Raw genomic sequence first — 25,568 nt, forward strand, 5'->3', positions numbered from 1 at the left:
TTTATTCTGCGCAGAAACAAGGATTTTGTCCAAATGTATAAGTAAGGGTTAGCCCAGTAAATACATACCAATCATTACTATTAAGGTTTCCAAAGCGTAATGATTCGAAATCATCATTTTTTGGATTACTTCCATCAAGGTTATCAGTAAGAGTCCATCGAACTCCAATTTCTGCACCTAAAATTAAATTGTTTACGATTCTTGATTTTAATCCTACAATCATAGGAATTGCAAAATTACTATGCCTATAATCAATTTCACTCTCTTTATTTATTATGTATAATTCGTTATAAATAAAATAACTTACTCCTGTGTAAACATAAGGGGTAAATTGAGTTCCCGACTCATGCAAGTTATATTCAAAAAAATTAAACTCTAAACCAGCAGAAAAATCATGTATGGTGTTTTCAAAAGAAAAACCTCTGAGATTTCTACTTGGTACATCGCTATCTATATCTCTTGATGATAATTTTCCAAACGTATAAGAAAAACGCCAAGCATGCCTGGTGCTTCGATTCCATTTGTATATAAAACCTATGGCTGGTTCATTAGGTTTTATGTAATCTGTCGGACCAATATCTCCTATGTAATTTGCGCCTCCAGCAAAAAGACCTAATTCATGTATTTGTGACTTAGCGCTAAAGACGTTAACAACCAGTAATATGTAAAGGAAAAAATACCTCATTTTTAAAATAGTTTGCAAATATAATAATATAGATTTCTTATCCATATTTTATAATGATTTTATTTTAAAAACGCAAAAATGAAAAGTGTGGTATAAAATGGGCTTAATTTCTTCTATCTTCTCCCCAAAGTAATTTTTTTCTTATCGTAGGTAAAAAGCCTTCTTTGTTAAATTCAATTAGATTAATTTGAAAATTAGATTTTTTAATAAATAAGGTTGTTTCGTTATTTACAGATGTTATTCTGGAGTCTAAAGAAACTAAATATTCATTTTCTCTACCTGATACCGTTAACTTTATCTCAGTATTGTCTGGAATAACTAAAGGTCTTGCATTTAAATTATGAGGAGCTATTGGTGTAATAACTAAACTATTTACTTCAGGTGTTAAAATAGGTCCGCCACAACTTAATGAATAACCTGTTGAACCTGTGGGTGTTGAAATAATTAAACCGTCAGCCCAATAAGAAGATAAATATTCGTTGTCAAGAAACGTTTCAATTGTAATCATAGAAGTTGTATCTTTTCTAGAAACAGTAACTTCATTAAGTGCAAAATTTAAATCAATCAAATCAGGGTTTTTAGGTTCACATCTTAGACTTAATAATGAACGTTTGGAAATTTTATAATTTCCATTTATTACTTCATTTAAAAACTCTTCAATGTTTTCAATTTGAACGGTTGCTAAAAAACCTAATCTTCCTGCATTAATACCTACAATGGGTATGTTTTTGTCTCGAACATACGTAACAGCCCTTAAAATTGTTCCATCACCTCCAATACTTATTAAAGCAATAATTCCTTCTTCAAGTTCTTTATGATTACTAAAAGTATCTGCAGGAAATTTATCCTTTATTTTCAGATGACAATAGAATTGTTTTTCCACAACAACTTCAAAACCTTTGTTGTTCAGAAAAGTAATTACTTTTTCAACAATCTCATCTGTATTGTTCTGATAATATTGACCAAAAATGGCGAACTTCATAAGAGCGAAATTAAATGTTGAGATATTTATCTAAATAATCAGATCTTTCTTTTAAATTTTGAAGATAAGAATCTTCTTGGTGTTCTGAAATTATTTCGTATTCGTATCGTCTAAATGTTTGAATAATATCATTTAAGCTGCTTTGGCTAGTTTTAACAGTTACTTCAACATAATCTCCATCTACTTTTGAAACAAATAATCCTAAAAGTCGAGCGTTGTTGCTTTCAACAATTTGCGTGATTTGCCCCATTGAGTAATTTGTGATGTCTTTGCGAATAATTAAAATTCCACCATCCTCTTTTAAGAAAGGGGTTTCGTGAAAAAAGCGAACTACATCTTCTAGTTCATAATATCCAAGGTAAGAATTTTTATCACTTAAAACAGGGACAATGTTAGTTTCATTTTGAGCAAATACCTCTAAAACATCAAGCCATATCATAGATGAGCGTACATAAAACCTTTCAAGTTCATATTTGTTGTCTTGAATTAAAGTCCTAGAGTCTAATAATTCAGCATCGTCTTTACTTAAGCTTCCAATGAAAACACCTTTTTCGACAACAGGGAAATGACTGTAATTTAAATCCAAAAAGAAATCTTGTGCGTTTGCAATTGTCTCGCTAGCATCTAAGGGTTTAATATCTTTGTTAATATAATCGAAAAGTGTGTGCATGTAAGCTTGTAATTTTTATGCAAAATAATCAAAATTCGTCTATTTATGCTAGTTTTACTTTGTATTTTTGTAAAGAAATCTAATTAAAATGACAAAATTATCAGTTAATATCAATAAAATTGCTACCCTTAGAAATGCTCGTGGCGGTAATGTACCTAATTTATTAAAAGTTGCAGAAGATGTTCAAAAATTTGGAGCTCAAGGAGTTACGGTTCATCCAAGGCCAGATGAAAGACATATTCGTTATCAAGATGCTCGTGATTTAACATCGGTAGTATATACAGAATATAATATTGAAGGAAATCCACAACATAATTTTATTGATTTGGTGCTAGAATGTAAACCAACACAAGTTACTTTAGTACCTGATGCTATTGGAGCATTAACTTCAAATGCGGGTTGGGATACTATTAAAAATAAAGCATATTTAAAGGAAGTAATTTCAGAGTTTAAACGAAATAATATTAGGACATCAATTTTTGTTGATCCAATAACTCAAATGGTTGAAGGAGCAAAAGAAACAGGTACAGATAGAATTGAATTGTATACTGAAAGTTTTGCTCATGAATTTGGATTAGGAAACCAAAAGGGAATTCAGCCATATATTGATGCTGCTATTAGAGCAAACGAATTAGACTTAGGAATAAATGCAGGACACGATTTAAGCTTAGATAATATTAAATTCTTTAAAGATAATATTCCGGGTTTGTTGGAAGTTTCAATTGGTCATGCACTTATTTCCGAAGCTATATATTTAGGTTTAGAAAATGTGGTGAATATGTATTTGCAAAAATTAAAATAATGGAGTTGCTGTATTCTAAAATTGAAGGCAAAGGAAAGCCTTTTTTAATTCTTCATGGTTTTTTAGGTATGTCTGATAACTGGAAAACTTTAGGTGGTCAATTTGCTGAGGAAGGATTTGAAGTTCATATGTTAGATATGCGTAATCACGGTAGAAGTTTTCATTCAGAAGATTTTTCATATGAAGTAATGGCACAAGATGTTGTTTATTATTGTGAACAAAATAATTTAAATGACATTATTCTTTTGGGACATTCTATGGGTGGAAAAATTGCAATGCAAGTTGTAAGCGAAAAACCCGAATTAGTAAATAAATTAATTGTAGCCGATATTGGTCCGAAATATTACGCACCTCATCATCAGTTAATTTTAAAAGCATTAAATAGTGTTGATTTTTCAAAAAAGCCATCCCGAAAAGAGATTGAAGAGATTTTAAAAGAAAGTATAAAAGATTTTGGAACGCGCCAATTTTTATTGAAAAGTTTGTACTGGAAGAATTCTGACGAATTAGCTTTTAGATTTAATTTAGAAGTTTTTAATGAAAAAATACAAGAAGTAGGTAAGGCATTGTCTTCTGAAAGTAAATTTCTTAAACCTGCATTGTTTTTGAGAGGTGAAAAGTCAAATTATATTTTAGATGAAGACTTTTTGGTAATTCAACATCATTTTCCAAATGTAAAAATAAAGACAATTTCAAATGCGGGGCATTGGTTACATGCTGAAAATCCTGACGATTTCTACAAAGAAGTAATTGTATTTTTAAAAAAATAACTAAAATTTATTATGAATGCATAATAAATTAGGTCAAAAAATTGTTAATTCCATATTTTATTATAAATTTGGGTAAATTTTAACAAAGAAATAAACTAACATTTTAAACTATTATGAGAAAATTACTTTCTTTAACGCTTATGGCATTGGCAGGAAGTTCTATGTTTGCAGGAGGATATAGAGTAGCTATTCAAGGTCAAAAGCAATTAGCTATGGGGCATACTGGTGTTGCTGTAGTAAATAGTGCTGAGGTTGCTTTTTTTAATCCAGCAGGTATGGCTTACTTAGACAAGAAGTTTAATGTGTCTATTGGTGCTAATGGACTATTTGCTAAAACTAAATTTCAAAATTCTCAATATAATTGGGAGGCAACGACTGAAAATTTTGGTACACCATTTAGTGTTTATGCAACATATAGATTGACAGATTGGTTAACAGCTGGTTTAGCTGTATATACACCTTATGGTAGTGCTGTTGAATGGGATAAAGGTTGGGAAGGTTCTCACTTAGTTAATAATATCGATTTAAAAGCAATATTTGTTCAGCCAACAGTTTCTGTTAGATTAGGAGAGCATTTTAGTGTTGGTGGTGGTCCAATTTACGCTACTGGAAGTGTAGAATTCAATAGAAATTTACAATACCAAGGAGGAGTTTTACAAAACTCAAATGTAACTTTAGATGCTAAAGGAATTAATGCATGGGGGTATAACATCGGTATGATGGTTAATCCATGTAAGTCTGTTCGTTTAGGTATGAACTATCGTTCTGAGATTACAATGGAAGCTCGTGGAGGTGAAGCTACATACAGTGATGTGCCTGATTATGCGCAAGCTTTATTGCAAGATACTCAATTTGATGCTGATTTACCATTACCAGCGGAGTTAACTACTGGATTGTCTGTTCAGTTAACCGATAAATGGTTAGTTGCTTTTGATTATAACTATACTATGTGGAATGCTTATAAGTCTTTAGATATTGCTTTTGCAAATGGAAGTTCTTCTTCAAATCCAAGAAATTATAAAAATTCTTCTACATATAGAGTAGGTACACAATATAAAGCAAACGATAAATTTACTTTCAGAGCTGGATATTATTTTGACGAGAGTCCGGTTCAAGATGGTTATTTTGCACCTGAAACTCCTAGAAATGATTCAAATGCATTTACTGGAGGTTTAACTTATCAGTTAAGTGATAAATTAGGAATAGATGCATCATTCTTGTATATCCATTTTGATGAAATTGACAATTCTTATAATCATTCAACAGATCCTATTACAGGGCAAGCAAATCCTGATTTTGGAGGAACATACAAATCTGTTGTATTTTCACCAGGTATAGGTATAACTTACGGTTTCTAATTTAAAAAAAAGGAAAATGAAAAATAAATTTATATACTTAGCGGTTTTAGCAGCTGGATTCGCTTCATGTGAACCAGAATTTGAAAATTCAGTAGACGCTAATTACTCATCAGGAGAAGCTAACTTTACGTCATATGTTGCAATTGGGAATTCATTGACTGCTGGTTATATGGACGGAACTGTTTATAAGTCTGGCCAAATGAATTCATACCCTAATATGTTAGCACAACAGTTTTCATTAGTTGGTGGTGGAAGTTTTACACAACCTTCATATGCAGATGATGTTGATAATTTAGGAGGATTAACTTTAGGAGGTATACCAATTGGTTCTACCAGATTAGTAATTGATGCTTCACAAGGTGGTCCGGAAAATTTAGTAGGTTCGTCATCAATTGAAGTTTCAAATATTACAGCTGGTGCTGTAAATAATATGGGTGTTCCAGGAGCAAAGTCTTTTCACTTGCTTTCTAATACGTATGGTAATGTTGGTGGAGTTGCTGTAGGGACGGCAAACCCTTATTTTGTTCGTCATGCTTCATCTTCATCTGCTACTGTTTTAGGAGATGCAATGTCTTTAAATCCTACATTTTTTACTTGTTGGATTGGAGCAAATGATGTTTTATCGTATGCAACATCTGGAGGTTCTGGTGTAGATAGAACTGGTGATGCTAATGTTGCTGGTTATGGACCAAACGATATTACTGATCCTACAGCATTTGCAGGTGTTTACTCTACAATTATCGGAACGTTAACTTCAGGAGGTGCAAAAGGTGTTGTTGCTACAATTCCAAGTGTTACGTCAATTCCCTATTTTACAACTGTTCCTTTCGCACCATTGTCTCCTACGGCTTTAGGTGGTCAGGCTAATATTGATATGATTAATGCATCTTTATATAATAATTTAGATGCAATTTTTACCGCATTTGGAGAGCCTAATAGAGTTAATCCATTGTCTGCGACATCGGCAAACCCAATATTAATCTATGATGCTGATGCAATCGATAGATCTGCTCAAATTTCAGGAGCATTGCAAATGCAAGGTGTACCTATGGCTCAAGCTGATGTTTTAGGTGCTACATTTGGAAAAGCTAGACAAACAACAGCTGCTGACTTAGTAGTGTTGCCAGCTTCATCTGTTATTGGAACAAATAATAGTACTGCTGTAGCAAACCCAGTTTTGGTTGGATTTGGAGCGGTAGTAAATGGTGTTACATATCCAATGGAAAATCAATGGGTTTTAACAGATGCTGAAAAAACAAAAGTTGCTAATGCTACAGCTGCTTATAATAACAGCATTGTTAGTATTGCTAATATTAATGATATTGCTGTTATAGATGCAAATGCATTAATGAATCAATTAGTAACTGGATTAAGAATTGAAACGGGTCAGTTATATACGGCAAATTATTTTAGTGGTATCGCAACTGAAGGAGCTGTATTGTTCTCTTTAGATGGTGTTCATCCAAATGCTAGAGGATATGCTGTTATAGCAAATGCTTTTATTAATACAATTAATGGTTACTATAAAGCTAATTTGCCATTAAAATATGTTAATGATTATCCAGGAACTCAAATTGTTGGTTCTAACTAATCATGTTGAATATAAAAATTATAAAAAGACACCAAATTTGGTGTCTTTTTTATTATATTTAAATAAATAAAAAATATTTGATATGAATATGTTGATTAAACTTTTAATTACAACGGTACTGGTTGTCGTTATTTCACATTTTTTACCAGGAATATCAGTTGATAATTTTACCACAGCTTTAATTGTTGCTGTTGTTTTAGGATTGTTAAATGTGTTTGTAAAGCCAATTTTGGTTTTTTTAACTATACCAGCAACTATAATTACTTTAGGGTTATTTCTTTTGGTAATTAATGCTGTGATAATTATGTTGGGGGATTACTTTGTAGATGGATTTAGAGTTTCAGGATTTTGGAGTGCTTTGATTTTTAGTATAATACTTTCAATTGCACAATCAATTTTAAATAAAATGTTGGTTGATGAGAAATAAATTTTAGTATTCTGAACATCAATAAATTAAAAACTTGTTTGGGTTGTAAAAATTGTATAATTTTGCAACCCAAATTTTATGACATTAAATTAAATATATAATGAACATTTCAAGAGAGCAGGTTGATGCATTGAATGCAGTAGTAACAGTTGCAATTTCTAAAAAGGATTATGCTGATAATGTAGAAAAAGTATTAGCAGATTATAGAAAAAATGCTAATATTCCAGGTTTTAGAAAAGGTCAAGTTCCTATGAGCTTAATTCAAAAACAATACGGAAAAGCGGTTTTAGTAGATGAGGTAAACAAATTATTACAAACGTCTTTAAACGATTACTTAGTAGAAGAGAAATTAGATATTTTAGGAAATCCTCTTCCAAAAATTACAGAAGATTTTAACTGGGATAAAGACGATTTTACTTTCGAATTTGAATTAGGTTTAGCTCCCGAATTTTCAGTTGATTTAGCAGCTAAAAGTAAAGTAACTAAATTTGAAATCGAAGCTGATGATAAAATGTTAAACGAACAAGTTGAGCGTATTCAAAAGCAATATGGTAAAATGATTCCTCAAGATAAAGTTTCTGAAGATGATAATATTCGTGGAACTTTTACAAATGAAGAAAAAGGAATTAACAATTCAACTGTAATTACTTTAGATATTTTTAACGACAAAAAAGTTGCAAAGAAATTTATCGGAAAAAAAGTAGGGGATGTTGTATCTTTAGATACAAAAGGTTTATTTGATGATGATCACAAGTTAATGGATTATTTGAAAGTAGATCACGATGATGTTCACGGATTAGATGTCGAAGTTGCTTTCACGATTGAAGAAATTAATGCAATTGAAAAAGCTGAATTGAATCAAGAATTATTTGACAAGTTGTTTGGTGAAGGTGTTGTAACTTCAATTGATGAGGTTAAAGCTAAAATCAAAGAAGATGCTGAAGCACAATTTGCACAACAAGCGGATCAAAAATTCTTAAATGATGTAATCGAAAATTTAATCGAAAACACAAAATTTGAATTACCTGCAACTTTTTTAAAGAAATGGATTCAAAATGTAGGTGAAAATCCATTATCTATTGAGCAAGCGGAAGAAGAATATGCAAAATCTGAAAAAGGATTACGTTACCAGTTAATTGAAAATAAAATAATTGCTGATAATAATTTACAAATTCAATTTGAGGATTTAAAATCGCATACAGCTGAATTAATCAAAAAGCAAATGGCTCAATTTGGTCAATTAAACCCTTCTGATGAAGAAGTGGAAGGAATTGTTGCTAGAGTACTTTCTAATCAAGAAGAAGTGAAACGCTTATCGGAGCAAGTTATGAGCGAGAAAATGTTAGACTTGTTTAAAGAGAAAGTAAACGCTAAAGTAAAAAAAGTAAACTACCAAGAGTTTATTAAAGAAATGTACGGAGAATAAATTTTCGTAAAAAATAATTATCTTTGAACGTCAAACTTTTTGGTTTGGCGTTTTTAGTTTTAATCCTAATAATCAATTACGATATGAATTTTGGTAAAGAATTTCAAAAGTATGCAACTAAGCATCATAAAATAAACAGTTTATATTACGATAAAATTGTTAGTCAAGTTACTCCTCCAGTTGGTATGACTCCATATATTATGGAAGAACGTCAATTGAATGTGACGCAATTAGATGTTTTTTCTCGTTTAATGATGGACAGAATTATTTTTTTAGGAACGGGAATAGATGACCAAATTGCTAATATTGTTCAGGCTCAGTTATTATTCTTGGAAAGTTTAGACGCCTCAAAAGATATTCAAATTTATGTGAATTCCCCAGGTGGTGGAGTTTATGCTGGTTTAGGGATATATGACACTATGCAGTTCATTAAACCTGATGTTGCAACTATTTGTACAGGTATGGCGGCTTCAATGGGAGCAGTTTTATTATGTGCTGGAGCTGCTGGGAAAAGAAGTGCTTTACCACATTCAAGGGTTATGATTCATCAACCTTTAGGTGGTGCTTCAGGTCAAGCCTCAGATATCGAAATTACAGCTCGTGAGATTTTAAAATTAAAAGGAGAGTTGTATGAAATTATCGCAAAACATTCAGGACAGCCTATTGATAAAGTTCACGACGATAGTGATAGAGATTACTGGATGATCGCAAGTGAAGCGAAAGAATATGGAATGATTGATGAAGTTTTAACAAGATAAATTATAAAAGTGATTAGTGTTAGTAAAAATTGAAGAACTAATTACTAATTGCTAATTGCTAATTGCTAAAATAATGGCTAAAGAAGAAATATTAGAATGCTCGTTTTGTGGTAGGAAAAAGCCAGAAACTAATTTATTAATTGCAGGTATCAATGCGCATATTTGTGATCGTTGTATTGAGCAAGCTCACGGAATTGTTTTAGAAGAATTAAAACAAAGCGGAAAAAGTGAATTACTTGCTGATTTAATTTTGCTTAAACCTAAAGAAATAAAATCTTTCTTGGATGAATATGTGATTGGTCAAGAAGAAACGAAGAAAGTAATGAGTGTGGCTGTTTACAATCATTACAAGCGTTTAATGCAAAAGCAACTTGAAGATGAAGTAGAGATTGAAAAAAGTAACATCATCATGGTTGGACAAACAGGTACAGGAAAAACCTTGATAGCAAAAACTATTGCTAAAATGTTAAATGTGCCTTTGGCTATCGTTGATGCAACGGTTTTAACGGAGGCTGGTTATGTTGGGGAAGATGTTGAAAGTATTTTAACGCGTCTACTTCAAGCAGCTGATTATGATGTTTCTAAAGCTGAAAGAGGAATTGTATTTATTGATGAAATTGATAAAATTGCTCGTAAAAGTGATAATCCTTCAATAACTAGAGATGTATCTGGTGAAGGAGTACAACAAGCTTTATTGAAATTGTTAGAAGGTACTGTTGTAAATGTTCCGCCAAAAGGAGGAAGAAAACATCCGGATCAGAAATTTGTTGAGGTTAATACTCAAAATATATTATTTATTGCTGGTGGAGCCTTTGATGGTATTGAAAGAATTATTTCAAGAAGATTAAATCGTCAGGCTATTGGTTTCGACTCTCTTAAAAATGGAGATGTAATTGATAAAGATAATTTAGTTAAATATGTAATACCAAAAGACTTAAAAGATTTTGGTTTAATACCTGAAATTATTGGTCGTTTACCAGTTCTAACTCACATGAATCCTTTAGATGCTAAAACATTGCGTGCTATTTTAACAGAACCTAAAAATGCTTTAGTAAAACAATATAAAAAACTGTTTAAAATGGACGATGTAGAGTTGGATTTTGAAGAAGAAGCATTAGAGTTCATAGTAGATAAAGCAATGGAGTATAAATTAGGTGCTCGTGGATTACGTTCACTTTGTGAAGCTATTTTAACTGATGCGATGTTTGAAATGCCAAGCTCTTCAGAAGAACATTTAAGTGTTACTAAAGATTTTGCAGAACAAAGTTTAAATAAAAATTTATTGCAGCGTTTAAAGTCTGCATCATAAATAAAAAAAGCGACCATTTGGTCGCTTTTTTTATGCTTATAAATTAAATGCTGATTTTACTTTGTCAACATAATCAAGTTTTTCCCAAGTAAACAATTCAACAGTTACAGTTTTTTCATTTCCTCCTGGAGCATTAAAAGTTTTAGTAACAACCTCTGGTGTTCTTCCCATATGTCCATAAGCAGCAGTTTCACTATAAATAGGATTACGAAGTTTTAAACGTTGTTCAATAAAGTATGGGCGCATATCAAAAAGGTTTTCCACAACCTTACTGATTTCACCATCAGTCATATTGACTTTAGCTGTTCCATATGTGTTAACGTTTATAGATGTTGGTTCTGCAACACCAATTGCATAAGAAACTTGTACTAATATTTCATCTGCTAAACCAGCAGCAACTAAGTTTTTAGCAATATGTCGAGTTGCATATGCGGCAGAACGATCAACTTTACTAGGGTCTTTTCCGGAAAAAGCTCCTCCACCATGAGCACCTTTTCCACCATAAGTGTCAACAATAATTTTTCTTCCTGTTAATCCAGTGTCTCCGTGAGGTCCGCCGATTACGAATTTACCTGTAGGATTGATGTGGTATTTAATAGCATCATTGAATAAATGAGCATATTGAGGATTTTTAGCAATCACTCTAGGAATTAAAACCTCAATAATATCTTTTTTAATCTTAGCTAACATTTTTGGTTCATCAGCAAAATCATCATGTTGTGTAGAAACTACTATAGCATCAATACGAACAGGCTTATTGTCATCAGAATATTCTAACGTAACTTGAGATTTAGCATCTGGGCGTAAATATGTAATTTCAGAATTTTCTCTTCTTAATGCTGCTAATTCTTGTAAAATTTGATGTGAAAGTTTTAATGCTAAAGGCATAAACTCTTCTGTTTCGTTAGTCGCATAACCAAACATCATTCCTTGATCACCAGCACCTTGTTCTTCTTTACTAGCTCTATCAACACCTTGATTTATGTCTTGAGATTGTTCGTGTATAGCTGAAAGAACGCCACAAGAATTTGCTTCAAACATATACTCACTTTTTGTATATCCAATTTTTTGAATAACATCACGAGCTATTTGTTGAACATCTAAATATGTGTTTGATTTTACCTCTCCGGCTAAAATAACCTGACCGGTAGTAACTAACGTTTCACAAGCAACTTTAGATTCTGGGTCAAAAGCTAAAAAGTTATCAATTAAAGCATCTGAAATTTGATCGGCAACTTTGTCTGGGTGCCCTTCGCTAACAGATTCTGACGTAAATAAATAAGCCATAATTCTTTGTTTTTTTATTAATTAAGCGAGGAAAATATTGCAAGACGTGCGTAAAGAAGTAGTTTTTACTGCTTTAGCATTTTTTAATGAGGTTGCAATCAGTTCAAATTTTTCCTCTAAATATTTCGGTGCAAATTTATGAAATCAATTTTTAATGACAAACATAAAAGGGAGTTAAAAATTAAATTTTAGTAATTAATCGTTTTTTAGTTTATTTTAAAGATAAAGTTAATTAAAAAAGATTTTATTTCTATTTAAGGTTTTTTAAAAAGTAAAATTTAGAAAATTAGACTAATAATTTTTATATTTTAGAAATTAATTCTAATTTTGTCCTGAAAATAAAAAGTAAAATGAAAACTACAATGTGCAATATGTGTATGATGATGTGGAACTTTCCGCAGAGGTACTTTATTGCTTATTGATAACCAAATCTACCAAAAAGTATATAGTGAGCCTCTGCAATTGCAGAGGTTTTTTTTGTAATCTAATTTAATAATGATGAAAGCGTATTTACCAAGACGATGTTGTCGAATGTGTAGCTGAATCAAACTCAGTAAAATCTAAAACATTTAATAATACAACAACATCAAAAAATAAAAAATATCATGAGTACAAATAAATTTGCAACAAACGCTTTACACGCAGGACACGACACAACTAAAAACGCTGGAACGAGAGCCGTTCCAATTTACCAAACTACATCCTACGTTTTCAATAATTCAGACCACGCAGCCAATCTTTTTGGTTTAGCCGAAGCCGGTTTTATTTACACAAGATTAAATAATCCAACAAATGATATCTTAGAACAACGTTTAGCCAAACTAGAAGGCGGAATCGGAGCTGTTGTAACCGCTTCAGGAACAGCAGCAATCTCAACTGCTTTATTAACCTTGTTGAAAGCTGGCGACCATATCGTAGCTTCCAATAGTTTATATGGTGGAACTTATAATTTGTTAAACGTGACTTTGCCAAGATTAGGCATTACGACAACATTCGTAGATCCATCAAATCCTGTGAATTTCTTAAACGCAGCAAAAGAAAATACAAGAGTTTTCTTCGCAGAAAGTTTAGGAAATCCAAAATTAGATGTACTCGATTTAAAAGCCATTTCAAAAGCAGCACAAACCTACAAAGTGCCTTTTATTGTGGATAATACAGTGGCAACACCCTTTTTGCTTAGCCCAATCGAACACGGAGCCAACATTGTAATTCATTCGCTAACCAAATACATCGGTGGAAACGGAACTTCTCTTGGAGGCGTTATCATTGATGCAGGAAATTTCGATTGGAGCAACGGAAAATTTCCAGAATTCACAGAACCTTCAGCTGGTTATCACGGATTAAAATATTACGAAGTGTTAGGTGCTGCATCTTTCATTGCAAAAGTAAGAATCGAAGGGTTGCGCGATTTAGGTGCTTCTTTGAGTCCATTCAACGCATTTCAAATTATTCAAGGTTTGGAAACTTTAGCCATTCGAATCAAAAAACACAGTGAAAATGCTTTAGAATTAGCAAAATGGTTACAAAAACGTCAAGAAGTGGCATGGGTAAATTATCCTGGATTGATTTCGTCAAAATATTATGATTTAGCTCAAGAATATTTACCGGAAGGACAAAGCGGCATCGTAACTTTTGGATTAAAAGGCGGTTATGAAGCCGCTAAAAAAGTAGCCGATGAAACCCAATTTTTCTCATTACTGGCGAATATTGGTGATACAAAATCATTAATTATTCATCCAGCAAGTACAACGCACCAACAATTATCAGAAGAGCAACAAATCACAACTGGAGTAACGAAAGATTTAATTCGTTTGTCGGTTGGATTAGAAGATATTGAAGATTTGAAAGCCGATTTACAAAGTGTTTTCGAAAAATTGCCAGTTCAAAATTTAGTTTAGGTTTTTGTTTGTTTGAAGGCTACCGATAGACCTACCTAAAGGCAGTCTTTTTTTTTAAAGAAAGATGAGTACAATTCAAAAAATAGTGTTCCAAAATGTTCTATTGCAAAATGGAGTAGTGCAATCCAAAGTGATTTTGTCCTATCAATTGTTTGGACAAGCGATTGGTTCAGCGCCTTTGGTGATAGTGAATCATGCTTTGACCGGAAATTCGCAAGTTCTGGGTGAAAACGGTTGGTGGAAATCGTTAATTGATGATGATAAAATTATCGATACAAAAAAATACGCAGTTTTGGCTTTCAATATTCCTGGAAACGGCTATCAAGATGAAGAAAATTTAATTGAAAATTATCAAGATTTTACTACTTACGATATTGCTAGTTTATTTTGGAAAGGAATTGATTCGTTCAAAGTAAATCAAGTTTTTGCAGTGATTGGCGGAAGTTTAGGTGGAGCAATTGCTTGGGAAATGGCGGCTATTCGACCAAAAGCGATTGCGAATTTAATTCCGGTTGCGACAAATTGGAAAGCTTCTGATTGGTTGATTGGAAATGTATTAATTCAAGATTTAATTCTGAATAATTCCAAAAATCCAATTCATGATGCTAGAATTCAAGCCATGTTATTGTATCGAACACCCGAATCATTGCAAGAAAAATTCCAGACCAAATTGCAAAATTCAGATGGATTGTTTCAAGTGGAAAGTTGGTTGTTGCATCATGGCGAAAAATTGCAAAATCGATTCCAACTTTCGGCATACAAACTCATGAATCATTTATTGAAAACTACGGATATTTTTAAAAACAATAATAAATCGGAAGTCATCAAAAGCATCTCATCAAACATTCATCTCATCAGCGTAGATACCGATTACTTTTTTACGGCAAACGAAATCAAAATAACTTTTCAAGAAGTCAAAAACTACAATAACAATGCATTTTATCACGAAATCAAATCCATTCACGGACACGATGCTTTCTTGATAGAATTTAAACAACTAAACAACATACTAAAACCTATATTTAATTAAGATGAAATCGCTCACTAAACTTTTTGCGAAAGCAAAGTCCAATAAAAAAAGCGATACCATTTTTTACCACTGAAAAATAAAATCTAAAAAAATGAAAATATTAAAATTTGGAGGAAAATCATTAGCAAACGGAGAAGGATTGCAAAAAGTAATTCAAACGATTGCTCAAAAATATTTCAATAACGAACCTATCGCAGTCGTAGTTTCGGCAAGAGGAAATGCTACGGATGAATTGGTAATTTTACTAAAAAAAGCACAAGCCAACATCAATTTTCAAGCGGACTTTGAGCAATTCAAAAAGTATCAATTGGAAGGTTTGAAAGAAAATATCTTCGAAGAAGAATTCTCGGTTTTACAGAAATTACTAGAAGGCGTTTCGCTATTAGGAGATTACAGCGAAAAAATCAAAGATCAAGTTATTGCGTATGGCGAAATTTTATCTGCAAAATACGTGGCTTATGTTTTAAACGAAAACAGCATCAAAGCACAATTCACGGATTCTCGTCAATTAATAAAAACGGATACTAATTTTGGGAATGCCCAACCAATTGACGCTGTTTCAAAACGAAATGTGTTAGATTATTTCGAAAAAAATACAGATAAAGTCAATATTGTAACGGGTTTTATTGGTTCAACGTTACATAATGAAACTACTACTTTGGGAAGAAATGGAAGTAATTACACCGCTTCCTTATTAGCGAATTATTTAAACGCCGAAGAATTTCAAAATTATACACACGTTGACGGAATTTTCACGGCTAATCCCGATTTAGTTGCCGATGCGAAAAAAATCGAGCGTTTGTCATTTAACGAAGCGAATGAGTTGGCAAACTTCGGAGCGCAAATTTTACATGCTAAAACGATTATTCCTTTGGTAGAAAAAAATATTCCGTTACGTATTTTAAACACGTTCAATCCTGAAAATGATGGAACTTTAATCACTTCGGAACAAACCAATGAAGGAATCAAATCACTTTCGGTTTTAACCAATGTGTCACTGATTAATTTAGAAGGAAGAGGTTTGTTAGGAAAAACAGGTGTTGATGCACGAATTTTCCGCGTAATGGCTGAAAACGATATTAGCGTGAGCATTATTTCGCAAGGTTCTTCAGAAAGGGGAATTGGTTTAGTTGTGAGTTCTGACAAAGCTTCGAAAGCTTTAGTGGGTTTAGAAAAAGAATTTGAAACCGATTTTTACACGAAAGATGTCAATAAAATTTCGGTAAACGATAACATTGCAGTGATTTCGATTATTGGACAAGATTTAACCAATTTCCACAAACCTTACACGGCTTTAATCCGAAATAAAATCACACCGATTTTGTTGAACAATACCGTTACGGGAAGAAACATCAGTTTGGTGATTAGTCAAGATGAATTCAAACGTGCTTTAAATGTAATTCACGGCGAAATTTTTGGAGTAGCTAAAAAAATCAACATCGCTATTTTCGGTCACGGAACGGTTGGCGGCACTTTGATTGCTCAAATTTTAGAATCGGCAAAAAGTATTGAAAATAGAAAAGGAATTAAGTTGAATGTCTTTGCAATTGCAAATTCTAAAAAAGTGTTGCTGAATAAATTTGGAATTAGCGAAAATTGGAAAGTAACTTTAGAAGATAAAGGTCAGGAATATAAAGTAGAAGATATTATCACTTTCGCTAAAGAGCACCATTTGGAAAATTTAATCGCAATTGACAACACGGCAAGTTCGACTTTTATTGAAAATTACATTTCGTTAGCAGAAAATAGTTTCGATTTGATTTCGTCTAACAAAGTCGCGAATACTGTAAGTTTTGATTTCTATAAAAAGCTTCGAAAAGTCTTAAAGGATAATCAAAAAGAATATTTGTATGAAACCAATGTTGGTGCAGGTTTACCGTTAATTGATACGATAAAATTACTGCATTTATCAGGTGAAAACATCACCAAAATAAAAGGTGTTTTCTCTGGAACTTTGAGTTATTTATTCAATAACTTTTCGATACAAGACAAGAAATTTAGCGAAGTGTTGCAAGAAGCTATCGACAAAGGTTTTACCGAACCCGACCCAAGAGAAGATTTAAATGGAAATGATGTGGGTCGCAAATTATTAATCTTAGCACGAGAATTAGATTTACAAAACGAATTTGAAGAGATTGAAATTCAAAATTTAATTCCAGAAGCTTTACGCGAAGGAAGCGCTTCAGATTTTCTAAAACGAATATTAGAATTGGACGGAATTTACCAAAACATCAAAGACGCTCAAGGTCCAAACGAAGTGTTGCGTTACATCGGCGAATTATCTGGCGATTTACAACAAGACAAAGGAAAATTAGAAGTAAAATTGATTTCGGTTCCAGCCAATTCTGCTTTAGGTTCCTTAAAAGGTTCGGATTCCATTTTCGAAATTTATACCGAATCTTATGGCGAGCAACCTATCGTGATTCAAGGCGCTGGAGCAGGAGCATCTGTTACTGCAAGAGGTGTTTTTGGAGATATTTTACGTTTATCCGAAAAAAAAATATAAACTCAACCTGCAAGGTTTTCATAACCTTGTAGGTTTTTAAACTTAAATCAACTTTAACTATTCTTCATAAGTCAAGTAAAACTTATATGACTTATATGTTTAAAAAAACAAAACCATGAGCAATCAAAATTTAGGATTAGAAACCCAAGCCATCAGAACGCAATTAGAACGCACACAATATTTAGAACATTCCGTTCCATTATATTTAACATCTAGTTTTATTTTTGAAAATGCTGAAGATATGCGCGCTTCATTTGCGGAAGAAATCCCAAACAATAAAATTAATTCCGCTGAAAATAAAAATGGGGTTCTTGGAATCCCTGGGCAAATAACTGAACTTTTTCCAAAAAAAGAACGTAATATTTATAGCCGATTTTCCAATCCTAACACATCTGAATTTGTTGAGAAAATTTGTCAAATGGAAGGAGCAGAGGACGGCTACGCTTTCGCAACCGGAATGGCTGCTGTGTATTCAACTTTTGCCGCTTTGTTGAATTCGGGAGATCATATTGTTTCGGCAAGTAGTGTTTTTGGTTCGACACATACGTTGTTTACCAAATATTTTCCAAAATGGAACATCACGACTTCCTATTTCGATGTCAATAAACCGGAAACGATTGAAAATTATATCAACCCAAATACAAAAATTCTTTACGCAGAATCACCAACGAATCCAGCAGTTGATATTTTAGATTTAGAATTGTTGGGGCAAATTGCAAAAAAACACAACTTAATTTTAATCATTGATAACTGTTTTGCAACGCCATACATTCAAAACCCAATTCAATTCGGTGCCGATTTAGTGATTCATTCTGCCACCAAATTAATCGATGGTCAAGGGCGTGTTTTAGGTGGAGTAACCGTTGGTCGTTCGGATTTAATTCGTGAGATTTATTTATTTTCCCGAAACACTGGACCCGCTTTATCGCCCTTCAATGCTTGGGTGTTGTCCAAAAGTTTAGAAACCTTGCCGGTTCGTATCGAAAAACATTGTGAAAACGCTCTAAAAGTAGCTGAGTTTTTAGAAAATAATCCGAATGTAGCTTCTGTGAAATATCCATTTTTGAAATCACATCCGCAATATGATGTCGCAAAAAAGCAAATGAAATTAGGTGGAAACATCGTAGCTTTCGAAATCAAAGGCGGAATTGAATCGGGAAGAAAGTTTTTGGATAAAATCAAATTGTGTTCGTTGTCTGCTAATTTAGGTGACACACGTTCGATTGTAACGCATCCAGCTTCCACAACTCATAGTAAATTGACAGAAGGAGAACGATTAGCGGTTAGTATTACTGATGGTTTGGTGCGTGTTTCTGTAGGTTTGGAAACGGTTCAAGATGTAATTAACGACTTAAAACAAGCGTTAGAATAAAAGTTTTTAAATTATTTTATAGATTTATATTCTTTTTTTAAGTATTAATTTGGAATATAAATCTATAAATATTATTTTTTTAATGAAATTTTAGAAAATATTTCATTATTTAAATTTTGTCACTACATTTGAAGTGTTTATAATTATAGTGTTTGTTATCACGAAAGCTGGAGGGAATAGACCCTGTGAAAGCTTAGCAACCCTACACTTGTAGAAGGTGCTACATTCTATTCCGATTTTATCGGAAGCAGATAACGTTAGAATTGCTCTCCAACTTTCTACGATAACAAATTAAGTTAATCAAGAAAAATTAGGCAATTGGCCTTTGCGAGAGAATACAATGTCAAAAATTCAAGAAGAAATCAAAAAACGAATTCTCGTGCTCGATGGAGCTATGGGAACGATGTTGCAACGTTATAAATTTGAAGAGGAAGATTTTAGAGGCGAACGTTTCAAAGATTTTCCACATCCATTAAAAGGAAATAACGATTTACTTTCCATTACCCAACCCGAAGCTGTAAAATCTGTCCATCGCGCTTATTTTGAAGCCGGTGCCGATATTGTAGAAACCAATACTTTTTCAGGAACGACAATAGGAATGGCGGATTATCACATGGAAGATTTAGTCTATGAGTTGAATTTTCAATCGGCGAAAATAGCTAGAGAAGTTGCAGATGAATTTACAGCCAAAAACACTGAGCGGCCAAGATTTGTAGCAGGTTCAATCGGACCAACCAACAGAACAGCCTCAATGTCTCCCGATGTAAACGACCCAGGATTTCGCGCCGTGAATTTCGACGACTTAAAAATTGCTTATAAACAACAAGTCGAAGCTTTAATTGATGGTGGAAGTGATTTACTTTTGGTAGAAACGATTTTCGATACGTTAAATGCAAAAGCCGCTTTGTTTGCCATTGAAGAAGTGAAAGAAGAGCGTAATATCAATATTCCAGTAATGGTTTCAGGTACAATCACCGATGCTTCTGGAAGAACACTTTCGGGACAAACCGTGGAAGCTTTTTTGATTTCGATTTCACATATTCCTTTGTTGAGTGTTGGATTTAATTGTGCTTTAGGAGCAGACCAATTGAAACCGTATTTAAAACGTTTAGGCAATAATACCTCATTAAATATTTCTGCGCATCCCAATGCAGGTTTACCAAACGCTTTTGGACAATACGACCAAACACCAGAAGAAATGCAACAGTTAATTCGCGAATATTTACAAGAAAATTTAGTGAATATAATCGGTGGATGTTGCGGAACGACTCCTGAACATATTAAATTAATTGCTGAGGTAGCAAAAGAATTCAAGCCAAGAGAAAGTGTTTTGGTTTAAGCAAAGAATTACAATGAAAAACAATACCATAAAAATACAATTCGAAACATTTTTACAGTCGCAACGATGTTGGGTTTGCCAATACGTAAGCAACAGTAAATCCTTTTGGAAGGATGTTGCGAAACATTATAAAAGAATAAATAATGAGTTATAATTCCGATAAATATTTAAAATTATCAGGTTTAGAACCTTTGATTGTAACTCCAGAAACCAATTTTGTAAACGTTGGAGAACGAACAAACGTAACCGGTTCTAGAAAATTTCTTCGATTAATCAAAGAAGAAAAATACGATGAAGCTTTAGAAATTGCGCGTGCTCAAGTTGAAGGTGGCGCGCAAATCATCGATGTTAATATGGACGAAGGAATGTTGGATGGTGTTTATGCGATGACCAAATTCCTAAATCTAATCGCAGCCGAACCCGATATTGCCAGAGTTCCAGTAATGATTGATTCTTCCAAATGGGAAATAATCGAAGCGGGTTTAAAGGTAATTCAAGGAAAAGGTGTGGTGAATTCGATTTCTTTAAAAGAAGGAGAAGCAACTTTTATTCATCATGCCAAATTAATCAAGCGATACGGAGCTGCAGTAATTGTAATGGCTTTTGATGAAAACGGTCAAGCGGATACTTACGAAAGACGTATTGAAATCTGTGAAAGAAGTTACAATATTTTGGTTAACCAAGTTGGTTTTCCTGCAGAAGATATCATTTTTGACCCTAATATTTTTCCAGTCGCAACCGGAATGGAAGAGCACAAACTAAATGCTTTAGATTTTTTCCGAGCTACCAAATGGATTCGAGAAAATCTTCCTTATGCACATATTTCGGGCGGAGTTAGTAATGTTTCTTTTTCCTTCCGTGGAAACGATAAAGTGCGTGAAGCGATGCATTCAGCGTTCTTGTACCATGCGATTCAAAACGGAATGACGTTGGGAATTGTAAATCCAGAAATGTTGGAGATTTACGATGAAATTGATCCTATTTTGTTGGAACATGTGGAAGACGTTTTGCTGAACAGAAGAGAAGATGCTACAGAACGTTTGTTGGATTTAGCCGAAAGTTTTAAAGATGATGTAAAATCAAATGAAAAAGCAGTTCAAGAATGGAGAAACGCTTCTGTTCAAGAAAGATTAACACATTCTTTAGTTAAAGGGATTGATGAATTTATCGAAATTGATGTAGAAGAAGCGCGTCAGTTAGTTGAAAAACCCATCGAAGTTATCGAAATCAACTTGATGGCTGGAATGAATGTGGTTGGCGATTTATTCGGAAGTGGAAAAATGTTCTTGCCTCAAGTGGTAAAATCGGCTCGCGTAATGAAAAAAGCAGTGGCATATTTACTTCCTTATATTGAAGCTTCAAAAGATGGAAAATCTTCATCGGCAGGAAAAGTGTTGATGGCAACTGTAAAAGGCGATGTTCACGATATTGGTAAAAACATTGTTTCAGTTGTTTTAGCTTGTAATAATTTTGAAATCATCGATTTAGGAGTGATGGTTCCGCCTGAAAAAATCATTGAAACTGCGGTTAAAGAAAATGTAGATATTATCGGTTTGAGTGGTTTGATTACGCCTTCGTTGGACGAAATGGTGTATTTGGCTAAAGAAATGGATAAATTGAATATCAAAATTCCAATAATGATTGGTGGCGCCACAACTTCACGAGCGCATACTGCTGTGAAAATTGCACCAGAATATAAGGAAACGGTAGTTCATGTGAACGATGCTTCTCGTGCGGTAACGGTTGCAACTAATTTATTACAACCCGATACAAAAATTACTTATGCAAAATCGCTTCGTGAAGAATACGATTCACTTCGAGAAGGATATCTAAACAGAAGTCGTGAGAAAAACTTTTTATCAATAGAAGAAGCTCGGAAAAATAAATTCAAAATCGATTGGGATAATTACGAACCTGTAAAACCTAATTTCATCGGAACTAAAACTGTTGAAGTCGAACTCTCTGAATTACTAGATTTTATCGATTGGACACCGTTTTTTCAATCATGGGAATTGCACGGGAAATTTCCAGCTATTTTAACTGATGAAATTGTAGGCGAACAAGCAACTAATCTTTTTGAAGATGCACAAAAAATGTTATCACAAATTGTTTCGGAAAAGTGGTTCACGGCAAAAGGAATTTTAGGAATTTTTCCTGCTAACACCATAAATCACGATGATATTGAGCTTGTGACTTCAAGTGGAGTTGAGAAGTTTCTAAGTTTGAGGCAGCAATCACAAAAAACAGCAGGAGCTCCAAACATTGCTTTAGCGGATTTCATCGCCCCCAAAGAAACTGGTAAACAAGATTTCATTGGATGTTTTTGTGTTACCACAGGTTTTGGAGTTGATGAAAAAGCTTCAGAATTCGAAAAACAATTAGATGATTATAATTCCATTTTAGTTAAAGCCTTAGGCGATAGATTAGCAGAGGCTTTTGCAGAGTATCTGCATTTAAGAGTCCGAAAAGAAATTTGGGGTTACGCTTCTGAAGAGATTTTGTCAAATGAGGAATTAATTAAAGAAAAATATAAAGGAATTCGCCCTGCTCCAGGTTATCCTGCTTGTCCAGACCATTTAGAAAAAGTCACATTGTGGCAGTTATTAGATGTAGAGAACCAAATAGGTGTTAAGTTAACTGAAAGTATTGCAATGTGGCCAGCAGCTTCAGTTTCCGGATATTATTTTGCCAATCCAGAAAGTAAATATTTTGGCTTAGGAAAAATAAAAAAAGACCAATTAGAAGATTACGCCAAAAGAAGAAATATAAGTGTAGAATTAGCCGAAAAATGGCTATCACCCAATTTAGCAGATTAAAATGAAAGTAACTGAACATATACAAAACGCTAAAGGAAAACCTTTGTTCTCCTTCGAAATTTTACCTCCTTTAAAAGGACAAAATATTCAATCAATATTTGATAATATAGATCCTTTAATGGAATTTAAACCTCCTTTTATTGATGTTACTTATCATAGGGAGGAATATGAATATAAAGAAAGGGAAAATGGGCTACTTGAAAAGAAAATTGTTAAAAAAAGGCCAGGAACTGTTGGTATCTGTGCAGCTATTCAAAATAAATTTAAAGTAGATGCCATTCCACATATTTTATGTGGAGGTTTTACAAAAGAAGACACTGAGAATTTTTTGATTGATTTAGATTTTCTTGGAATTGAGAATGTTGTAGCTTTAAGAGGAGATGCTGTTAAAAATGAGATTTATTTTAAACCAGAAAGAGAAGGACATCGATATGCATCTGAGTTAGTTAAACAAATATCAAGTTTAAATAATGCAATTTATCTTGATGATGAATTGCAAAATTCCACAGCAACGAATTTTTGTATAGGAGTTGCAGGTTATCCAGAAAAGCATATGGAAGCACCAAGTTTAGACAGTGATATTCATTTTTTGAAACAAAAAATTGCAAATGGAGCAAATTATATAATAACCCAAATGTTTTTTGATAATCAAAAATATTTTGATTTTGTTGAAAAATGTAGAGAGGAAGGTATAACGGTACCAATAATTCCTGGATTAAAACCTATTGCAACAAAAAATCAATTAAATTTAATTCCACATCGTTTTAAAGTAGATTTACCAGATTGTTTAATTATGGATATTGTTAAAGCAAAAGACAATGAAGCGGTAAGCCAAATTGGAATTGAATGGTGCATAAAGCAAAGTGAAGAATTAATTAAAAATGGAGTCCCTGTTTTACATTACTATTCAATGGGAAAATCTAATAATATATATAAGATTGCTCAAAGTTTATTTTAGGTAAATAAATTGTTTTTTACGATTAAATGCACTTTTTTCAGATGAAGTGCATTTTTTTTGATTATTTAAAAAGATGCTTAAAATGACTAATTATATTTAATTATTTCTTGAATAAAATTCAATTTATTGTAAATTAAATAAAAAAAATGTTAAAAAATTAAATGAATATATAATATATGAAAAAATAATTGATAAAAAAATTTTTTTAAAAGGAATTAATGAGTTAACTTTAGAATGTTAAACTTTTAAATCAATCTGCCATGAAGAAAATTATACTTACACTAGTTTTTGTAATGGTTGCACAGTTAAACTTTGCAAGCGTAAATGATTCAATACTTTCTCAAGCTAGAAAATATTTTGAAGAAGGAAATTATACAGAAGCAATTAAAACGTATAGGCAGTTTATAAAGACTTCTACAGATTCTGATTTAAAAAGCGTTTACATTGAGTTAGCTAACTCATACTATAAAAGTAATGACAAGAAAAATGCTGTAGGCGCTATTAAAGAGGCTATAACGAAATATGGTTTCAATGAGGCTGATTTTATTTACAATCAAACAATATTACCTAAATTATCAGATTATGCTTTATCAGTATTGTATGATGATTTAGATGGATTGCACAGGAAGTATCTTGCAACCTTAGATTAAATAAAAAAAGCGCCCTCAAGGCGCTTTTTTAATGTTATTAATTTGTCTTCTCTCTAAAGATGTCTTCCAATTTCTTACTCTTTTTAGACATTTGTAAAATCTTTAAGTTGTTTGATTGAGCAAAATCAAATACTTTAGGTCTCATATCATCTGTAGATTCAAAAGTTAATTCCCAGCTAATATTATCCTTGGTTTGTATATTTATAAGGTTTTCAAATTCAATCTTAGCTTCATCAATGATAATATCAAATTCAACTTGAATAATTTGATGTTCAATTTCATTTTTAGTTAGAGATTGAAGAGATTTATCTTCAACTAGTTCACCTTTATTAATAATTATAATTCGATCGCAAATAGCTTCAACTTCTTGCATAATATGAGTCGAAAGAAAAACGGTTTTATTTTTTCCAACATTTTTAATTAATTCTCTGATTTCAACCAATTGATTTGGATCTAATCCTGTTGTAGGTTCATCTAAAATTAAAACTTCTGGATCATGTAACAAAGCACATGCTAAACCTACTCTTTGTCTATATCCTTTTGAGAGTTGACTAATTTTCTTATGACTTTCAGGAGTTAGTCCAGTTAATGCAATTACTTCATCAATTCTTGAAGATGAAACTTTATAAACATCTGCATTAAAAGCTAAGTATTCTCTAATGTATAAATCTAAATATAATGGATTGTGTTCAGGTAAATAACCAACTGATTTTTGAACATCTTTTGATTGAGTCAAAACATCAAAGCCATTAACTTCTGCTTTTCCTTCGTCGGGAGTTAAATAAGTAGTCAAAATTTTCATAAGGGTCGATTTTCCAGCTCCATTTGGCCCAAGAAAACCAACGATTTCTCCTTTTTTAACAGAAAAACTTACTGAATTAAGGGCTTTTTGTTCACCATAAAACTTGGAAATATTTTCAACTACTATCGACAT

Annotated in this window: 21 protein-coding genes and 1 riboswitch; of the genes, 16 read left to right on the top strand and 5 right to left on the bottom strand. The window is 32.6% G+C overall.

Translation table 11 applies throughout. The features are described from left to right. Position 1: 1 nt before the first annotated feature. From porG to KK2020170_RS05315, 3 genes are all read right to left on the bottom strand, one after another. Positions 2–685, bottom strand: a complete 684-nt coding sequence (gene porG / locus KK2020170_RS05305) for a type IX secretion system protein PorG (RefSeq protein ID WP_221259783.1) — start codon at positions 683–685, stop codon at positions 2–4. 103 nt (positions 686–788) lie between these two features. After that, a complete protein-coding gene (locus KK2020170_RS05310) occupies positions 789–1,667 on the bottom strand; it encodes an NAD kinase (RefSeq protein ID WP_221259784.1) in 879 nt (292 codons plus the stop codon). Positions 1,668–1,677: 10 nt separating this feature from the next. Continuing rightward, complete coding sequence (locus KK2020170_RS05315; protein ID WP_221259785.1) at positions 1,678–2,337, bottom strand: CBS domain-containing protein; 660 nt, start codon at positions 2,335–2,337, stop codon at positions 1,678–1,680. An 88-nt stretch (positions 2,338–2,425) separates the two neighbouring features. On the opposite strand from KK2020170_RS05315, the gene KK2020170_RS05320 reads away from it, so the two are divergent. The 8 genes from KK2020170_RS05320 to clpX all read left to right on the top strand — a co-directional run bounded on the left by KK2020170_RS05320 (position 2,426) and on the right by clpX (position 10,778). Beyond that, positions 2,426–3,139, top strand: coding sequence for a pyridoxine 5'-phosphate synthase (locus tag KK2020170_RS05320; protein ID WP_221259786.1), 714 nt, complete (start codon positions 2,426–2,428; stop codon positions 3,137–3,139). Positions 3,140–3,144: 5 nt separating this feature from the next. After that, positions 3,145–3,909 (top strand): alpha/beta fold hydrolase, encoded by a 765-nt coding sequence (locus tag KK2020170_RS05325; protein WP_221259991.1) that lies wholly within the window; start codon positions 3,145–3,147, stop codon positions 3,907–3,909. A gap of 113 nt (positions 3,910–4,022) precedes the next feature. Next, on the top strand, positions 4,023–5,267 hold the full coding sequence (locus KK2020170_RS05330; RefSeq protein WP_221259787.1) for an OmpP1/FadL family transporter: 1,245 nt from the start codon (positions 4,023–4,025) through the stop codon (positions 5,265–5,267). Positions 5,268–5,283: 16 nt separating this feature from the next. Continuing rightward, positions 5,284–6,858, top strand: coding sequence for an SGNH/GDSL hydrolase family protein (locus KK2020170_RS05335; protein WP_221259788.1), 1,575 nt, complete (start codon positions 5,284–5,286; stop codon positions 6,856–6,858). A gap of 82 nt (positions 6,859–6,940) precedes the next feature. Continuing rightward, complete coding sequence (locus KK2020170_RS05340; protein ID WP_221259789.1) at positions 6,941–7,285, top strand: phage holin family protein; 345 nt, start codon at positions 6,941–6,943, stop codon at positions 7,283–7,285. 100 nt (positions 7,286–7,385) lie between these two features. Beyond that, on the top strand, positions 7,386–8,711 hold the full coding sequence (tig, locus tag KK2020170_RS05345) for a trigger factor (RefSeq protein ID WP_221259790.1): 1,326 nt from the start codon (positions 7,386–7,388) through the stop codon (positions 8,709–8,711). 83 nt (positions 8,712–8,794) lie between these two features. Then, the gene (gene clpP, locus KK2020170_RS05350; RefSeq protein ID WP_221259992.1) at positions 8,795–9,469 is read left to right on the top strand and encodes an ATP-dependent Clp endopeptidase proteolytic subunit ClpP; all 675 of its coding nucleotides are present in this window, start codon (positions 8,795–8,797) and stop codon (positions 9,467–9,469) included. 73 nt (positions 9,470–9,542) lie between these two features. Continuing rightward, positions 9,543–10,778 (top strand): ATP-dependent Clp protease ATP-binding subunit ClpX, encoded by a 1,236-nt coding sequence (clpX, locus tag KK2020170_RS05355; RefSeq protein ID WP_221259791.1) that lies wholly within the window; start codon positions 9,543–9,545, stop codon positions 10,776–10,778. A gap of 36 nt (positions 10,779–10,814) precedes the next feature. Here the strand turns inward: clpX and metK are convergent, their stop codons facing one another. Next, positions 10,815–12,065 (bottom strand): methionine adenosyltransferase, encoded by a 1,251-nt coding sequence (gene metK, locus KK2020170_RS05360; RefSeq protein ID WP_221259792.1) that lies wholly within the window; start codon positions 12,063–12,065, stop codon positions 10,815–10,817. Positions 12,066–12,670: 605 nt separating this feature from the next. Here metK and KK2020170_RS05365 point away from each other — a divergent pair. The 8 genes from KK2020170_RS05365 to KK2020170_RS05400 all read left to right on the top strand — a co-directional run bounded on the left by KK2020170_RS05365 (position 12,671) and on the right by KK2020170_RS05400 (position 24,634). Further along, positions 12,671–13,963, top strand: a complete 1,293-nt coding sequence (locus KK2020170_RS05365; RefSeq protein ID WP_221259793.1) for an O-acetylhomoserine aminocarboxypropyltransferase/cysteine synthase family protein — start codon at positions 12,671–12,673, stop codon at positions 13,961–13,963. Between the two features lie 64 nt (positions 13,964–14,027). Continuing rightward, positions 14,028–14,993: an alpha/beta fold hydrolase gene (locus tag KK2020170_RS05370; protein ID WP_221259794.1), complete on the top strand. Its 966-nt coding sequence runs from the start codon at positions 14,028–14,030 to the stop codon at positions 14,991–14,993. A 91-nt stretch (positions 14,994–15,084) separates the two neighbouring features. After that, complete coding sequence (gene thrA / locus KK2020170_RS05375) at positions 15,085–17,499, top strand: bifunctional aspartate kinase/homoserine dehydrogenase I (RefSeq protein WP_221259795.1); 2,415 nt, start codon at positions 15,085–15,087, stop codon at positions 17,497–17,499. Between the two features lie 115 nt (positions 17,500–17,614). After that, positions 17,615–18,871, top strand: a complete 1,257-nt coding sequence (locus KK2020170_RS05380) for a trans-sulfuration enzyme family protein (RefSeq protein ID WP_221259796.1) — start codon at positions 17,615–17,617, stop codon at positions 18,869–18,871. A 152-nt stretch (positions 18,872–19,023) separates the two neighbouring features. After that, positions 19,024–19,129, top strand: a riboswitch (SAM riboswitch). Positions 19,130–19,211: 82 nt separating this feature from the next. Continuing rightward, the gene (locus KK2020170_RS05385) at positions 19,212–20,210 is read left to right on the top strand and encodes a homocysteine S-methyltransferase family protein (RefSeq protein WP_221259797.1); all 999 of its coding nucleotides are present in this window, start codon (positions 19,212–19,214) and stop codon (positions 20,208–20,210) included. 143 nt (positions 20,211–20,353) lie between these two features. Beyond that, a complete protein-coding gene (gene metH / locus KK2020170_RS05390) occupies positions 20,354–23,026 on the top strand; it encodes a methionine synthase (RefSeq protein ID WP_221259798.1) in 2,673 nt (890 codons plus the stop codon). A 1-nt stretch (position 23,027) separates the two neighbouring features. After that, complete coding sequence (metF, locus tag KK2020170_RS05395; protein ID WP_221259799.1) at positions 23,028–23,984, top strand: methylenetetrahydrofolate reductase [NAD(P)H]; 957 nt, start codon at positions 23,028–23,030, stop codon at positions 23,982–23,984. Between the two features lie 260 nt (positions 23,985–24,244). Beyond that, complete coding sequence (locus tag KK2020170_RS05400; protein ID WP_221259800.1) at positions 24,245–24,634, top strand: tetratricopeptide repeat protein; 390 nt, start codon at positions 24,245–24,247, stop codon at positions 24,632–24,634. Between the two features lie 37 nt (positions 24,635–24,671). Here the strand turns inward: KK2020170_RS05400 and gldA are convergent, their stop codons facing one another. Then, positions 24,672–25,568, bottom strand: a complete 897-nt coding sequence (gene gldA, locus KK2020170_RS05405; protein ID WP_221259801.1) for a gliding motility-associated ABC transporter ATP-binding subunit GldA — start codon at positions 25,566–25,568, stop codon at positions 24,672–24,674.

The organism is Flavobacterium okayamense (assembly GCF_019702945.1).
Classification (GTDB): domain Bacteria; phylum Bacteroidota; class Bacteroidia; order Flavobacteriales; family Flavobacteriaceae; genus Flavobacterium; species Flavobacterium okayamense.